Annotated in this window: 13 protein-coding genes; 5 read left to right on the forward strand and 8 right to left on the reverse strand. The window is 64.3% G+C overall.

Annotated elements, in window-relative coordinates; translation table 11 throughout:
* Positions 1-3 precede the first annotated feature (3 nt).
* The 5 genes from EG244_RS05620 to coaBC form a co-directional block, all read right to left on the reverse strand.
* Positions 4-462, reverse strand: coding sequence for a FixH family protein (locus EG244_RS05620; RefSeq protein WP_124964033.1), 459 nt, complete (start codon positions 460-462; stop codon positions 4-6).
* A gap of 3 nt (positions 463-465) precedes the next feature.
* The gene (gene ccoG, locus EG244_RS05625; RefSeq protein WP_124964034.1) at positions 466-1,896 is read right to left on the reverse strand and encodes a cytochrome c oxidase accessory protein CcoG; all 1,431 of its coding nucleotides are present in this window, start codon (positions 1,894-1,896) and stop codon (positions 466-468) included.
* Positions 1,897-2,150: 254 nt separating this feature from the next.
* Positions 2,151-3,206, reverse strand: coding sequence for a HesA/MoeB/ThiF family protein (locus tag EG244_RS05630; protein WP_124964035.1), 1,056 nt, complete (start codon positions 3,204-3,206; stop codon positions 2,151-2,153).
* Positions 3,206-3,673 (reverse strand): dUTP diphosphatase, encoded by a 468-nt coding sequence (dut, locus tag EG244_RS05635; RefSeq protein ID WP_407644034.1) that lies wholly within the window; start codon positions 3,671-3,673, stop codon positions 3,206-3,208. Before dut ends, EG244_RS05630 begins: the two co-directional genes overlap by 1 nt.
* A 3-nt stretch (positions 3,674-3,676) precedes the next feature.
* Positions 3,677-4,891: a bifunctional phosphopantothenoylcysteine decarboxylase/phosphopantothenate--cysteine ligase CoaBC gene (gene coaBC / locus EG244_RS05640; protein ID WP_124964037.1), complete on the reverse strand. Its 1,215-nt coding sequence runs from the start codon at positions 4,889-4,891 to the stop codon at positions 3,677-3,679.
* A gap of 93 nt (positions 4,892-4,984) precedes the next feature.
* Here coaBC and EG244_RS05645 point away from each other — a divergent pair, with 93 nt between their 5' ends.
* Positions 4,985-5,860, forward strand: a complete 876-nt coding sequence (locus EG244_RS05645) for a glutathione S-transferase (RefSeq protein ID WP_124964038.1) — start codon at positions 4,985-4,987, stop codon at positions 5,858-5,860.
* Between the two features lie 83 nt (positions 5,861-5,943).
* Positions 5,944-7,461: a YifB family Mg chelatase-like AAA ATPase gene (locus EG244_RS05650; RefSeq protein WP_124964039.1), complete on the forward strand. Its 1,518-nt coding sequence runs from the start codon at positions 5,944-5,946 to the stop codon at positions 7,459-7,461.
* Here the strand turns inward: EG244_RS05650 and gshB are convergent, their stop codons facing one another.
* From gshB to rsmI, 3 genes are all read right to left on the reverse strand, one after another.
* Positions 7,462-8,397: a glutathione synthase gene (gene gshB / locus EG244_RS05655; RefSeq protein WP_124964040.1), complete on the reverse strand. Its 936-nt coding sequence runs from the start codon at positions 8,395-8,397 to the stop codon at positions 7,462-7,464.
* A gap of 75 nt (positions 8,398-8,472) precedes the next feature.
* Positions 8,473-8,826: a YraN family protein gene (locus tag EG244_RS05660; protein WP_124964041.1), complete on the reverse strand. Its 354-nt coding sequence runs from the start codon at positions 8,824-8,826 to the stop codon at positions 8,473-8,475.
* Positions 8,826-9,728: a 16S rRNA (cytidine(1402)-2'-O)-methyltransferase gene (rsmI, locus tag EG244_RS05665; RefSeq protein ID WP_124964042.1), complete on the reverse strand. Its 903-nt coding sequence runs from the start codon at positions 9,726-9,728 to the stop codon at positions 8,826-8,828. Before rsmI ends, EG244_RS05660 begins: the two co-directional genes overlap by 1 nt.
* A gap of 84 nt (positions 9,729-9,812) precedes the next feature.
* Between rsmI and EG244_RS05670 the strand changes: the two genes are divergently transcribed.
* From EG244_RS05670 to murJ, 3 genes are read left to right on the forward strand one after another with little or no spacing between them, the layout of a single operon-like run.
* On the forward strand, positions 9,813-10,988 hold the full coding sequence (locus EG244_RS05670; protein ID WP_124964096.1) for a penicillin-binding protein activator: 1,176 nt from the start codon (positions 9,813-9,815) through the stop codon (positions 10,986-10,988).
* On the forward strand, positions 10,948-13,767 hold the full coding sequence (locus tag EG244_RS05675) for a [protein-PII] uridylyltransferase (protein ID WP_124964043.1): 2,820 nt from the start codon (positions 10,948-10,950) through the stop codon (positions 13,765-13,767). The genes EG244_RS05670 and EG244_RS05675 overlap by 41 nt, the downstream gene beginning before the upstream one ends.
* On the forward strand, positions 13,764-15,308 hold the full coding sequence (gene murJ, locus EG244_RS05680; RefSeq protein ID WP_124964044.1) for a murein biosynthesis integral membrane protein MurJ: 1,545 nt from the start codon (positions 13,764-13,766) through the stop codon (positions 15,306-15,308). Before EG244_RS05675 ends, murJ begins: the two co-directional genes overlap by 4 nt.
* The last annotated feature ends 33 nt before the right edge of the window (positions 15,309-15,341 follow it).

The raw sequence follows: 15,341 nt of genomic DNA on the forward strand, positions 1-15,341 counted from the left end.
GGATCACCCCTTCGGCACATAGAGGTTGCGGGACTGACGGAAGGGCGTCCCATCCTCGGCCAGCGCCTCAATGCGCAGGATCCACTTACCATAATTCAGCGCGACCGGCGCGATGAAATCTGCCCCCTCGCGGATGAAGACCGGGCGCTCATCAAATTCCGCAATCGTGGCGCGGCCAACCAGAACGCTGATGTCTTTCACCTTCGCGGGCTGACCTTCACCGTCTTTGATCGTCAGGATCAGATGGCCGTCGCGGTAAGCATCCTCCACCTGCCAGCCAAGCGCCACCTGGGCGCGGCGGTCTGAATCGAAGCTGCGCGAGGCGTTATAGGTGTTTTTCCCCTCCAGCCCCGGAAAGGTGCTGATCGCCATCGAGGCCATAAAGACGTTCACGGCCGTGATGGTGCCAAAGAAGGCCAGCAGGATCAAAAAAACATGGCGGCCGGTCAGCTTGCGCGTCATCGGTCAGTTTCCTTTGCCGTTGAAGACCGTGCCCGCTTTCACGCGGCTGCCCGAGCCTTCCGCTTCAAACCAGATCGTCAGATCGATGCGGCCGCTTTCTGCCACCTCAGACCCTGCGGGGGCGATCAGATAAACGCGCTGCTGCAGCGTCTGGTCGGCTCCGACGCGGACGATATCGCCCTCAGCGCCTTCCAGCTCCAGCCGGATGCCCTCGGCCCCCTCAAGGCTGATGCGGAACTCACGCGCCTCGTGGAACTGGTTGCGCAGACGCACATCATAGGTGTTGCGGATTGAGCCATCGGACAGCGTCACAAAGACCGGGTTACGCACCGGAGAGACGTTCACATCGACATCGGCGCGCAGGAAAAGCGCCACCAGCATCGCAATCCCGATCCCGGCCCAGAGCACGGTATAAAGAATGGTGCGCGGGCGCAGGATATGCTTCCAGACCGGGATCGGCTTCTCGCCCTGACGCTCGGCCGTCTCATCGGTCAGCGCCAGATAATCGATCAGGCCGCGCGGCTTGCCGATTTTATCCATCACATCATTGCAGGCGTCAATGCACAGACCACAGGTGATGCAGGCCAACTGCTGGCCGTTGCGGATGTCGATGCCCATCGGGCAGACGTTCACACAGGCCATACAATCAATGCAGTCGCCCTTAATCTCGGGGCTTTCGTCCTTTTTCAGCTTGCCGCGCGGCTCACCACGCCAGTCGCGATAGCCGATGGTGATGGTGTCTTCATCCATCATCGCGGCCTGAATGCGCGGCCAGGGGCAGGCATAAATGCAGATTTGCTCGCGCATGAAGCCGCCGAAAACAAAGGTCGTCGCGGTCAGGATCGCCACCGTGACATAGGCCACAGGATGGGCGGTCAGCGTCACCAGATCCTTCAGCAGCGTCGGCGCGTCAGAGAAATAGAAAACCCAGGCACCGCCCGTTGCCAGAGCGATCAAAAGCCAGGACAGCCATTTCACGCTATATTTGGCAAGCTTTTCGCCATCCCACTTCTGGCGGTGCAGCCGAAGCCGCGCGTTGCGGTCGCCCTCGATCCACCTCTCGACCTGGATGAAAAGGTCGGTCCAGACGGTCTGCGGGCAGGCATAGCCACACCAGACCCGGCCCGCAGCCGAGGTGAAGAGAAAGAGCCCCAGCCCCGCCATAATCAGCAGGCCCGCCACGAAATAGAATTCGTGCGGCCAGATCTCGATCATGAAAAAGAAAAAGCGCCGGCTTGCCAGATCAACGAGGACGGCCTGATCGGGCAGATGCGGCCCCCGATCCCAGCGCAGCCAGGGCGTGACGTAATAGATCGCAAGGGTCACCCCCATGATCCACCACTTCAAAGAGCGGAAAGCGCCCTTTACGCGGCGCGGGAAGACGGGCTCCCGTGCGGTATACAGGCTGGGCGGCGTGTTGATGTCTTCGCTCACGGGTCTGGCTCCGGATCCGATGAATGGGCCGTACCTTGCACATTCGCAGGGTGCTGGGATTGACCTGCATCAAATCAATCGAAAAACGATGCAGCCATTTGCCGCAAGACTGTATCCTGAAACGAAAACATAACAAATCATGGCTGCGCGGGGCGTTTTGTCGCATCCCTTCGCAGGGGATCTGCCCCTGAAATGCGCAGGCCGCGCGAGGGGGCACCCGCACGGCCTGACAAAAGGAATCGTCGCGGTGAGGGTTAATGCGGCACGCCACAGACCTTACAATCCGCGCGGCGTTTCACCCCGATCGTGCGGCTTTCCTGCCAGAGGCCGTCGAACATCATCAGCCGCCCCTTCAGGCTCTGGCCTGCGCCGGTCAGATATTTGACCGCCTCCAGCGCCATAAGCGAGCCGACCACCCCCGGCAGCGGCGCGATCACCCCGGCCTCTGAACAGGCAGGCGCCAGACCATCTGCGGGACGGGTCGGGAAGACGCAGGCGTAACAGGGCGCACCGCCCGCCGGATGATACAGGCTGATCTGGCCTTCCCACTGGGTAATCGCCGCCGAAATCAGCGGCTTACCGGCGGCCACACAGAGCGTATTCACCAGATAGCGGGTGTCGAAATTATCGGTGCCATCCAGCACCAGGTCCACCCCGGCTATCAGATCCGGACCGCTGGTTTCATCAAGCCGCGTCACCAGCGGATGGACTTTGATGAAAGGGTTCAGCGCCAGCGCAGCGCCCGCCGCCGAGACGGCCTTCGCCTCGCCCAGACGCTGGTCGGTGTGGATGATCTGGCGCTGAAGATTGCTGTTCTCCACACGGTCGTCGTCGGCGATGAAGATCTCCCCCACCCCCGCCGCCGCCAGATAAAGGATGACCGGAGAGCCAAGCCCCCCTGCCCCCACCACCAGCACCTTCGCGTTCTTCAGCCGCACCTGTCCCGGACCACCGACTTCGCGCAGCAGAAGATGGCGCGAATAGCGCTCAAGCTCGACCGGCTGCAACGGGCCCTCCTGCGCGGCTGAGGGCAGGATGTCAGGCTGCGGAGCCCGCGCGCGGATCCAGCGCAGCCCCTTCTTTGCCAGCAGGACGATGATGAAGAGACCCAGCGACCACCAGATCCAGGCACCACTCATGAGCCGCTCCGGAAAATCGGCCGCGCGGGTATAAAAGCGGCCTTCCACAATCTCGGTGACGATCTGCAGCGCCACAAGAAAGACCAATGCCAGCGGCACCAGCCGCAGCTTTTTTGGCATCAGGATCGTCGCAACGGCGACGACGACCAACAGGAAGACCCAGGGGTTCATCACTTCACTCCGGTCGAGCCAAAGCCCCCCGCACCGCGCTCCGTGGCGCTGAAGTCCTGCTCGCTCAGCACAAAGCGTGCCTGAACCACCGGAGCGACGATCATCTGCGCGATCCGCTCGCCATGGGCCACGGTGAAGGGCACATCCGAGAGATTGATCAGGATCACCCCCACCGTCCCGCGATAATCGCTGTCGATGGTGCCCGGCGTATTCGGCAGCGTAACGCCGTTTTTCAGCGCAAGGCCCGAGCGCGGGCGCAGCTGCACCTCCCAGCCCTCGGGGATCTCCATCACCAGACCGGTCGGGATCAGCGCCCGTGCGCCCGGTGCCAGCACCAGACCTGCGGCGCGGTCTTCAGGGCGCAGGTTGGCGCGCACATCGGCCCCGGCGGCCCCGCGGGTGGCATAGGCGGGAAGCTCAATTCCCTCATCGGCCCAGGACTCACGGCGAACGGCGATACTAACCATCATTTATCCTTTCACGCGGGGCTCTGAGAGCGCCGCGGCAATCCGCGCCGCCAGGCGGCGCGCCACTTCTTCTTTTGCCATCATCGGCCAGGCCTCTGCGCCCTGATCGGTGATGATGGTCACGGCATTGGACGTGCCGCCCATAATGCCCGTCGCCGGGCTGACATCATTGGCCACGATCCAGTCGCAGCCTTTGCGCAGCCGCTTGGCGGTGGCATATTCGACGACCGTGTCGGTCTCAGCAGCAAAGCCCACGACCAGACCGGGCCGCTTATCGCCCGATTTTGAAACGGTGGCCAGAATGTCGGGGTTCTCGGCAAATTCCAGCCCCGGGGCCTTGCCCGAGCCGTCTTTCTTCATCTTAGAGCCCGCCGCATTGACCACGCGCCAGTCGGCCACCGCCGCCGCCATCACCGCCGCATCCGCGGGCAGCGCGGCCTGCACCGCCTCCAGCATCTCACGCGCGGTCTGAACCTTCACCACTTCAACGCCCTGGGGCGGCGGGACATCGGCGGGGCCGGTCACAAAGACCACATGGGCACCCAGATCGCGCAAAGCCGCCGCCAGCGCCGTGCCCTGCGCCCCGGATGAGCGATTGGCGATATAGCGCACCGGATCAATCGGCTCATGCGTGGGACCAGAGGTGACAAGGATACGCTTTCCCGCCAGTTTGCCGCCGCCCAAAGCGCGGTCAATCGCCTGCAGGATCATCGCAGGCTCGGCCATGCGGCCGGGGCCAAACTCGCCACAGGCCATGGAGCCGTCATCGGGGCCACAGGTCAGCACGCCGTCGCCTTCAAGCGTCACCAGATTGCGCTGCGTGGCGGGATGGGTCCACATCCGCACATTCATCGCAGGCGCAATCAGCACCCGCTTATCGGTCGCCATCAAGAGGGTTGAGGGCAGATCATCCGCATGCCCCCCCGCCATCTTCGCCATCAGATTGGCCGTGCAGGGCGCCACCACCACCAGATCGGCACTGCGCGAAAGCTGAATATGGCCCATCTCAGCCTCGGTCGTCAGATCAAAGAGATCCTGATGCACCGGATTGCCCGAGAGCGCCGCCACCGAAAGCGGCGTCACAAACTGCTTTGCGGCTTCGGTCAGCACGGGCACCACCTCGGCCCCCTGATCGCGCAGCCGCCGGATCAGTTCGAGCGATTTATAAGCCGCGATACCGCCGCCGATGATCAGAAGAATGCGCTTGCCTGCCAGCATGAAAGCCTCCCCGCGGGTCCTTGAACTTTGCATAACATCCTTTCAACGCGCTCGGAAATGCGGTTCTGTTCCCTGAGGCAGAGGAGCGCAAAGATGTCGGACTATGAACTTGCAATCGGCGATCGCGCCTATTCCAGCTGGTCCCTGCGCGGCTGGCTGCTGTTTCACGCCTTCGGCCTGCCGGTCACCACGCGGCAGGGGCGGCTTTATACCGATGATTTCCCGCGCCTGATGGCGGAGTTTGCGCCCGCCCGCACCGCGCCTGCCCTGCGGCTGCCCGAGGGTCCGGTGATCTCCGAAAGCCTCGCCATTGCCGAAGAGCTTGCCACCCGCCACCCCGAGGCCGGCCACTGGCCCCGCGACCCGCGCGCCCGCGCCATCGCCCGGGCGCTGGCGGCTGAGATGCATGCGGGCTTCGGCGCTTTGCGCAGCCATTGCCCGATGAACCTGCGGGTCTCTTATCAGGACTGCGCGCCGCCGCAGGAGGTGCTGGCGGATCTGGCACGGCTGTCGGAAATCTGGGCCTGGGCGCGGCGCGAAAGCGGCAGCAGCACGCCCTGGCTTTGCGGGGATTACTCCGTGGCCGATGCCTTCTTTGCCCCGGTTGCGGCGCGGATCGCGGGCTATAATCTGCCCGTCTCACCCGAGGCGCAAAGCTATGTCGCGGCGCATCTCGCGCATCCCTCGTTCCGGATGTGGCGCGCGATGGGACTCTGCGACGGGGCCGACCAGCCCTTCTATGCCCGTCCCTGGGAAACCCGCCCCTGGCCCGGCCCCACCCCCTTAAGCGCTGAACCTGTGCCATCCGGACCCTCGGTGAATGCCGCCTGCCCCTATTCCGGCAGGGCGGTGACGGATTTCGCCCGCATCGGCGCAGGGGTCTATGGTTTCTGCAATCCCTTCTGTCGGGATAAAACCGTTGCCGATCCCGAGGCCTGGCCAAAGTTTATGGCGATCTTCCAGGGCTGAGAGCGGCTCGATACGCCTGATCGGTTAACCCTTCATAAACCCTGTTCTGCGAGGCTTTCACCTCAGGCAGAACAGGCAATTCCGTGGTCAGCACTACCTTCACCGTCTCCCTCCAGGGGGCAGAGGCCCGCTTGGTTGAGGTGCAATGCGCCTCCATGGCGGGGCTGCCGGCCTTTCACATGGTGGGCCTGCCCGATAAAGCCGTCTCTGAAGCGAGAGAGCGCATACGCTCGGCGCTGAATGCGCTGGCACTCGCGCTGCCTGCCAGACGCATCACCCTCCACCTCGCCCCCGCGGATCTGCCAAAGGAGGGCGCGCATTACGATCTGCCAATCGCCATCGCGCTTCTGGCAGAACTGGGCCTTCTGGAGCGTGAGATCGCGGCCACCACGCTGTCGCTGGGCGAACTGACCCTCGACGGAAGACTGCTCCCGGTCGCCGGCTGCCTGCCCGCCGCGTTAACGGCGGCAGGCTCTGAGCGGCAGATGCTGGTGCCCGCGCAAAACGGCCCCGAGGCCGCCTGGGTGGGGGCCGCCTCGGTGACAGCCCCCGCAACGCTGGAGGAGGCCCTTCACCATCTGACCGGAAAGCGCCCCCTGCCCCGGGTCCGGGCCTCTCTCACGGCAGCTGAGCCAAGAGAGCCCGGCCCGGATCTCAACGGCATCCGTGGCCAGGAAAAGGCCAAGCGCGCGCTGGAGATCGCCGCCGCTGGCGGGCACCATCTGCTGATGACCGGCCCCCCCGGCCAGGGAAAATCCCTGCTGGCCCGGGCCTTTCCCTCACTGCTGCCGGAACTGACGCCGGTGGAAATGCTGGAAACCGCCGTGATCCGCTCGGTCTCCGGCAAAAGCGGCGAGAGCGTGGTCAGTGCCAGACGGCCGTTTTGCGATCCCCACCACGGTGCCTCCCAGGCCGCAATCTGCGGCGGTGGCCGCAATGCCAGACCGGGAGAGGTGGCCCTGGCGCACAACGGCGTGCTCTTTCTGGATGAACTCCCCGAATTTGCGCCCCGAACCCTCGATGCGCTGCGCCAGCCTCTGGAAACCGGCGAGATTCTGATCGCCCGCGCCGAAGCCCGCATCCGCTATCAAAGCCGCTTTCAACTGATCGCCGCCGCCAATCCCTGCCGTTGCGGTCATGCGGCCGATCCGGCCCGGGCCTGCTCACGCGCGCCGCGCTGCTCGGAGGATTATCTGGGCAGAATATCCGGCCCGCTCCGGGACCGCTTTGACCTGAGGATTGAGGTCCCGCCGCTGAGCGCCAGTGAGATGAGCGCTGCGCCGCGCGGTGAAGCCTCAGCCACCATCCGCGCCCGTGTGATCGAGGCCCGCGCAAGGCAGGCCGACCGCTGGGGAAGCCCGCTTCTGAACGCCCGCGCAGGCGCCGCCGATCTCGAAGCCCGCGCCATGGCTGAGCCTGAGGCCATGGCCCTGCTGACCCGGGCGGCCGAGCGCTTTGGCCTGAGCACAAGGGGCTATCACCGCGTGCTGCGCGTGGCCCGCAGCATCGCCGATCTGGCGCTGTCAGACCGGCTCATGAGCGCCCATATGGCCGAGGCTCTGGGCTACCGCGGCGCCGCAGGGCGCCACGGTCAGGATTGATCAGGCGCGTTTGGCCTCAATGGCTTCCCAGATTTTTGCGGCCGTATTGGTGCCGTCAAAGCGCTCAAGCTCCTGGATGCCGGTCGGCGAGGTGACATTGATCTCAGTCAGCCAATTGCCGATCACATCGATGCCAACAAAAATCTGGCCCTTTTCACGCAGAACCGGACCGATTCGGGCGCAGATTTCCAGATCGCGTTCCGTCAGGCTGACTTTTTCGGGACGCCCGCCGACATGCATGTTCGAACGGGTCTCGCCCGCCTGGGGGACGCGGTTGATCGCGCCCACCGGCTCACCATCGACCAGGATGACGCGCTTATCGCCCTTCGCGACGTCGGGAAGGAATTTCTGCACGATCATCGGCTCGCGGTTGATGCCGGTGAACAGCTCATAAAGCGACGAGAGGTTGCGATCGTTCGGATCCAGCCGGAACACCCCGGCACCGCCGTTGCCGTAAAGCGGCTTCAGGATGATATCGCCATGCTTTTGTTTGAAGGCCCGGATGGTTTCCAGATCGCGCGCGATGGTGGTCGGCGGCGTCAGATCCGGGAAGTTCAGCACCAGCAGCTTCTCAGGGCTGTTGCGCACCCAGAACGGGTCATTCACCACCAGGGTCTTCGGGTGGATCATGTCGAGCAGATGGGTGGTGGTGATATAGCCCATATCAAAGGGCGGGTCCTGGCGCAGCCAGACCACATCCATATCGGCCAGATCGACCTCAACTTCCGGACCATAGCTGACGTGATCGCCCTTCACGCGGCGCAGCTCAATCCAATGGCCACGCGCGGTGACACGACCTTCCTGATAGGCGAGTTTGTCGGGCGTGTAGTAAAACAGACTGTGCCCGCGCACCTGGGCCTCAAACCCGATGCGGAACGTGCTGTCCCCGTCAATATTTACAGACCCGATCGGGTCCATCTGCAAGGCTACTTTCATCACCGACCTCCGCGCAACTTTGCCACGTTGATGCAACAGGCCGGGACAACATGCAAGAAAGGCGCGGGGCTGCGGTCAGGCGGCGAGGATATTGGGTCTGACTTCGATCCGCCCGTATCGATCGACGAGCGCCAGATCAAAGCGGATCTCGGTCATCAGACCCTTCGGCTCACCGGCCAGAAATTCGTCGATGGTCTGCCGGATCCGCCGGATCTGTGCCGGGCGCAGACGGTGAAGCGCCGCGTCATGGGTAACCGCCGCCTTCACTTCGACGAAAACCACCAGATCGCCTTCCCGTGCGATCAGATCAATCTCGCCGCGCCGCCCCCGCCAGCGGCGTGCCGCAATCCGGGTGCCGCCCGCCTCATAAAGGCGGGCAACAGAAAATTCGGCGGCTTCGCCGTAGAGAGTTCTGACCTGGCCCTGCATCACGCCTCCGAAGGTGGCTCATCCTCCTGCAGGGTAAGGGCCAATTGGTAAACATCCCGTTTCGCAAGCCCGAATTTCAGGGCGATTTCTGCAGCCGCTTCTTTGACCCGTGCCCCGGCGCCCAGAGCCGCGCGCAGGGCGGCTTCGACATCGGCCTCCTCGACCACCACCTCATCGCTGCGGTCAATCACCAGCACCACTTCGCCGCGCGGATCCGCTTCGGCATAATGAGCGGCCAGCTCGGCCAGCGTTCCGCGGCGGGTCTCTTCAAACCGCTTCGTCAGCTCACGGCAGACCGCCGCCTGACGGCCGGCCCCAAAAATCTCTGCAAGTTCACCGAGCATCCGGGCTGTGCGCTTGGGGCTTTCATAGATCACCACGGTCGCACGAACCGCGCTCAGCTCGCTCAGCCAGCTGCGTCTTGCACCGGCGGATGACGGCGCGAAGCCCGCGAAGAAAAAGCGGTCCGTGGGCAGCCCGGCCACGGTCAGCGCCGTAAGAACGGCCGAAGCGCCGGGGGCTGCTATGACTTTATAGCCCGCTTCCATAGCCACACGGGCGAGCTTCAGGCCCGGGTCCGCGATCAGCGGCGTGCCCGCCTCTGAGGCATAGGCCACCGATTTACCTTCGGCCAGCACACCCAGGATGCGCGGGCGCGCGGCTTCGCCGTTGTGGTCGTGGTAGGGGATCATCAGCCGGCCATTCACCGGGATCCCGTGGATTTCCATCAGATGGCGCAGGGTGCGCGTGTCTTCAGCGGCCAGCACATCGGCGCCCGCAAGGGTGTCGAGCGCCCGCAGCGTTATGTCGCGGGCCGAGCCGATCGGCGTGGCCACGAGATGCAGCCCCGGCTCGGGCCGCCGCCCCCCGGTAAGGGGTATCGGCAGGTTTGGGTCATTCATGGCAGATTCAGGCTCTGGAAAGTTTACACATGCAGGATAAAGGCATAGGGTCCGATGACCGACCGCCATCTCCGGGGAGTGATGATGATTGCCCTTTTGCAACGCGCCCGCAAGTCTGTGGCCGCATTTGGTCTTGCCGCAGCTGCCGGCATTCTTGCGGCCTGTCAGCCGGTTTCCATGGGCGGGACTGGTCCTGCGATCAATCCCAACGCCCCGGTGCCGGTGGCGCTGCTGGTTCCAGGCGCTTCGGGTCAGGCCAGTGACCAGCTGCTCGCACGCTCGCTGGAGAATGCCGCGCGGCTGGCGATTGCCGATCTCGGCGGTGTGCAGATCGATCTGCGCGTCTATCAGACCAGCGGTCAGGCAGGCTCTGCCGGTCCCATCGCCCAACGCGCGGTGGCCGAAGGCGCCCGGGTGATCCTTGGTCCGCTCTTTGCCCAGGAAGCCAATGCCGCAGGCGTCGCCGTGGCGGCCACCGGCGTGAACGTCATGAGCTTCTCGAATAACACCGACATCGCAGGCGGCAACGTCTTCGTGCTTGGCCCGACCTTTGAGAACACCGCCAACCGCCTTGTGCGCTATGCGGCGGGTCAGGGTCAGCGCCGGGTAATGATCATTCACGACAGAACGCCGGGCGGTGAAGCCGGGCGTAACGCGATCGCCCGCGCCGCCGCAGGAAGCGGTGCGACGGTTGTCGCCCAGAGCGGCTATGAGTTTTCGCAAAACGGCGTGACCCAGGCGGCCCCCTCGATCGTGGCCACGGCACGCAGCTCAGGGGCGGATGCGCTGTTCTTCACGGCGGATACCGCGGGCTCGCTGCCGATGATGACGCAGCTGCTGCGCGAGCAGGGGCTCACCCCGGACCAGGCGCGCTATCTGGGCCTGACCCGCTGGGATATTCCTGCGGCCACACTCTCGCTGCCGGGTCTGCAGGGGGGGTGGTTTGCGCTGCCCGATCCTGCGCTTTATAACGCCTTCCAGGGCCGTTATCAGGCGGCTTACGGCTCGGCTCCGCATCCGGTGGCCAGCCTTGCGTATGATGGTATCGCCGCGGTAGGCGCCTTGATCAAATCCGGCCGCGCCGATGCGCTGTCGCGCAATTCGCTCACCCAGTCCTCGGGTTTCGCGGGCGTGGGCGGCGTGTTCCGACTGCGTCCCGACGGCACCAATGAGCGGGCTCTTGCCGTGGCAGAGATCCGCAACAGACAGGTGGTAGTGATTGACCCTGCTCCGAGAAACTTCTCCGGCTCCCTCTTCTGAGGCTGACGCGCAACTGACCCTCCGGGACGACTTTCGTCGCTCGGAGGAGACCGCAAAGCTCTTTGATCCGGCAGATCTGCGCCAGCGCATCTTTGCGGATCTGGACCAGGCCCCCGCCGATCTGGACCCTGCCGCGCGCCGCGCTTTGGTGACGAAACATCTGGCAGAGGCGAAAAAAGACGCCACCGCCAAACTCTCGGCAGCTTATCTGGCAAGCCCCCGCGCCGTGCGGGGGCTTTTGTCGGCGCAGACCTGGCTGACGGATGCGCTTGTGACGACGGCTTATGACGTGGCGCGCAGCCGGTTTCTGCCGTCCGGCACCCCGGATCCGGTGCTGGCCGTCCTGGCCGTCGGCGGCTATGGCCGCGCCGAGATGGCGCCGCAATCCGATGTGGATCTGCTGTTTCTGACCGAAGACGACCCCTCGCCCGCCGCCAATCAGGTGGTGGAGAGCATGCTTTATCTGCTGTGGGACCTGCGGCTGAAGGTGGGACATGCCACCCGCTCGGTCAAAGACTGCCTGCGGCTCGGGCGTGAAGACATCACCATCCGCACCTCACTGATCGAAAAGCGCCATATCACCGGCGATGCCGCCCTCAGCGAGACCCTGGCCGGCACCCTGCGCAAACAGCTTTTCGCCTCGACCGTTCCGGAATTTATTGAAGCCAAACTCGCCGAACGCGCCGAGCGGCACCGCAAACAGGGCGGTCAGCGCTATGTGCTTGAGCCCAATGTCAAAGAGGGCAAGGGCGGGCTGCGCGATCTGCAGACGCTGTACTGGATCGGCAAATATATGACCGGCAAGCCGACCGCCGCCATGATGGTGGAAGACGGCCTTTTCGGCCCGGAGGAATATGCCCGTTTCCGCGCCGCCGAGACCTTTCTCTGGACCGCGCGGGCGCATCTGCATTACCTCGCGGGCCGCGCCATGGACCAGCTGACCTTTGATCTGCAGGTCGAAGTGGCCGAACGTATGGGCTATACCGACCGCGAAGGCCGCCGCGCGGTTGAGCATTTCATGCAGGATTACTTCCGCTTCGCCACCCATGTGGGCGAACTCACGCGGGTCTTTCTGACCGCGCTGGAAGACCGCCACGTCAAAAAAGCGCCACTGCTGGAGGGGCTTTTCTCGCGCCGCCGCAAGGTGAAGCCCGGCTATAAGGTGCTGCACAACCGGCTGATGGTCGCAGACCCCACGGGATTTCTGGCCGACAAACTGAACCTGCTGCGCCTCTTTGAGGAGGGGCTGCGCACCGGGCTTCTGATCCATCCCGATGCCATGCGACTGGTCACCGCCAATCTGCAGCTGATCGATGACGACATGCGCGCCACGCCTGAGGCGCAGCGGATCTTCCTCGATCTGATGCTCAAACACGGCAACCCCGAGCGGGCGTTGCGGCGGATGAATGAGCTGGGGGTTCTGTCGGCTTATATCCCCGAGTTTGAACCCATCGTCGCCATGATGCAGTTCAACGTTTACCATCACTACACGGTGGATGAGCATACCATTCAGTGCATCTCGGTCCTCGATCAGCTTGAGCGCGGCGATCTGAAGGGCGAATCCCCCATCTCCACCGATATTCTGAAGGCCGGGATCAACCGCAAAGTGCTTTACGTGGCACTTTTGCTGCATGACATCGGCAAGGGGCGCCCCGAGGATCACTCGATCCTTGGCGCACAGATCGCGCGGCGGGTGGCCCCGCGTCTGGGGCTGACGCCTGAGGAATGTGAGACCGTCGAATGGCTGATCCGCTATCACCTGCTGATGTCGGATACCGCGCAAAAGCGCGACATTTCCGATCCGCGCACGGTCAAGGGCTTTGCCCGGCTGGTGGGAACCCGCAAACGGCTTGATCTGCTGACGGTGCTGACCGTCTGCGACATCCGCGGTGTGGGTCCGGGCACCTGGAACAACTGGAAAAGCCAGCTTCTGCGCACGCTTTATCATGAAACCGTCCAGGCTCTGGAGAACGGGCTTGAGGGCGTCACCCGCTCGATGCGCGAGGATGAGGCGAAAAAGGCGCTGCGCGAGGCGCTGAAGGACTGGTCGCGCGCGGATCTGAAGGCCGAGACCGACCGCCATTACGGCCCCTATTGGCAGGGGCTGCCCTCTGAGACCCATGCGATCTTTGCGCAGATGCTGCGCGGGATTGCCTCGGATGAGGTGCGGATCGACCTGCACCCCGATGAGGCGCGCGACGCCACCCGCGCGGCCTTTGTGCTGGAAGATCACCCCGGTATCTTCTCGCGTCTGGCGGGGGCGCTGGCACTGGTCGGCGCAAATGTGGTCGATGCGCGGACCTATACCTCAAAGGATGGCTATGCCACGGCAGTCTTCTGGGTGCAGGACGCCGATGGCCACCCCTATGAGGTCAGCCGCCTGCCGCGTCTGCGCAGCATGATCGACAAGACCCTGCGCGGCGAGGTCGTCGCCCGTGAGGCGCTGAAAGACCGCGATAAGATCAAAAAGCGCGACCGCGCCTTCCGCTTTCCGACCAATATCACCTTCGACAATGAAGGCTCGGATATCTACACCCTTATTGAGGTGGAAAGCCGTGACCGCCCGGGTCTGCTTTATGATCTGACGCGCACCCTGGCGGCCAATAACATCTATATCGCTTCGGCGGTGATTGCGACTTACGGGGCCCAGGTGGTCGATACCTTCTACATCAAAGACGCCTTCGGGCTGAAGCTGCACAGCAAACCCAAACTCGAAGCGCTGGAGAAAAAGCTGCGCCAGGCCATCATCGACGGTGCCGAACGGGCGCATCAGGCATGAAGCCGGTGCGACTGATCCGCTCGGCCGTGGTGGTCGGGTCCTGGACGCTGCTGTCGCGCGGCGCGGGCTTTGCCCGCGATATGATGATGGCCGCCTATCTCGGCGCAGGCCCCGCGGCTGAGGCTTTTCTGGTGGCCTTTTCGCTGCCGAATATGTTCCGCCGCTTCTTCGCCGAGGGCGCTTTCAACATGGCCTTCGTGCCGATGTTCGCCAAAAAGATGCAAAACGGCGAGGATGCAAAGGGCTTTGCCGAGGATGCTTTCGGCGGTATGGCCGCGATTCTGACGCTGTTTTCGCTGATCGGCACCGCGCTGATGCCCTGGCTCGTCTGGGCCATGGCGGCGGGCTTTGCGGGGGACGCGCGCTTCGATCTGGCCGTGCTCTACGGGCGGATCGGCTTTTGCTATATCCTCTTTATCTCGCTGGTGGCGCTGATTTCGGGTGTGCTCAATACCATGGGGCGCTTTACCGAGGCCTCTTTTGTGCCGGTGCTGATGAACCTTCTGTTCATCGCGGCCATGTGGATGGCGGCGCAGTTCGGCTGGGATATGGGGCTGACCCTGGCCTGGACGGTGCCGGTGGCGGGGGTTGCGCAATTCGCGCTGACCTGGGCTGCGGCGGCGAAGGCGGGCTATGTGCTGAAACCCCGCCGCCCGAGGCTGACGCCCGAACTGAAACGCCTCTTTGTCATCGCGGCCCCCGCCGTTCTGGCCGGCGGCGTGGTGCAGGTGAACCTGCTGGTCGGCCGCCAGGTGGCAAGCTTTACCGAAGGCGCGGTGGCCTGGCTCGCCTATGCCGACCGGCTCTATCAGCTGCCGCTTGGGGTGGTGGGCATTGCCATCGGCACCGTGCTGCTGCCCGACCTCTCGCGCCGCCTCAGCGCCAATGACCTGGAAGGGGGCCGCAATTCCCTCAACCGCGCGACCGAGCTGTCACTGGCCCTGACCCTGCCCGCCGCCGTGGCACTGATGGTCATCGCCACCCCGCTGATCGCGGTGCTTTACGGGCGCGGCGAATTTGGCGCGACCGATATCACCAATACGGCCCTGGCGCTGGCGATCTATGGCGCGGGGCTTCCGGCCTTCGTGCTGCAAAAGACCCTGCAGCCGCTCTATTACGCCCGCGAAGACACCCGCCGCCCCTTCCGCTTTGCGCTGGTGTCGATGTGTGTGAACCTCGGGATCGCCATTGGCCTGCAACCGCTGATCGGCTTTGCGGCGGCCGCATTGGCCACCACGCTCGCAGGCTGGTTCATGGTGCTGCAGCTTTGGGCGGGCACCCGCGCCATGGGGGAGGCGGCCCGCGCCGATGCGCGGCTGAAGTCGCGGATCTGGCGCATCCTTCTCGCCTGCCTGGTGATGGGCGCGGTGCTTTACGGCGCACAGATCGCCCTGGCCGATCTGCTGGCGGCGCGCGGGATGCGCTGGCCGGTGCTCGGACTTCTGGTCGTAACGGGGATGCTCAGCTATTTCGCGGCGGGCTTTGCCCTGCGCGCCTTCCGGCTGTCGGATTTCCAAAGCGCCCTGCGCCGCCGGGGCTGACGCGGGGGTTTTCAGGGGGCCTGAGGGCCCCCT

The organism is Falsigemmobacter faecalis, assembly GCF_003863335.1.
Lineage (GTDB): Bacteria > Pseudomonadota > Alphaproteobacteria > Rhodobacterales > Rhodobacteraceae > Wagnerdoeblera > Wagnerdoeblera faecalis.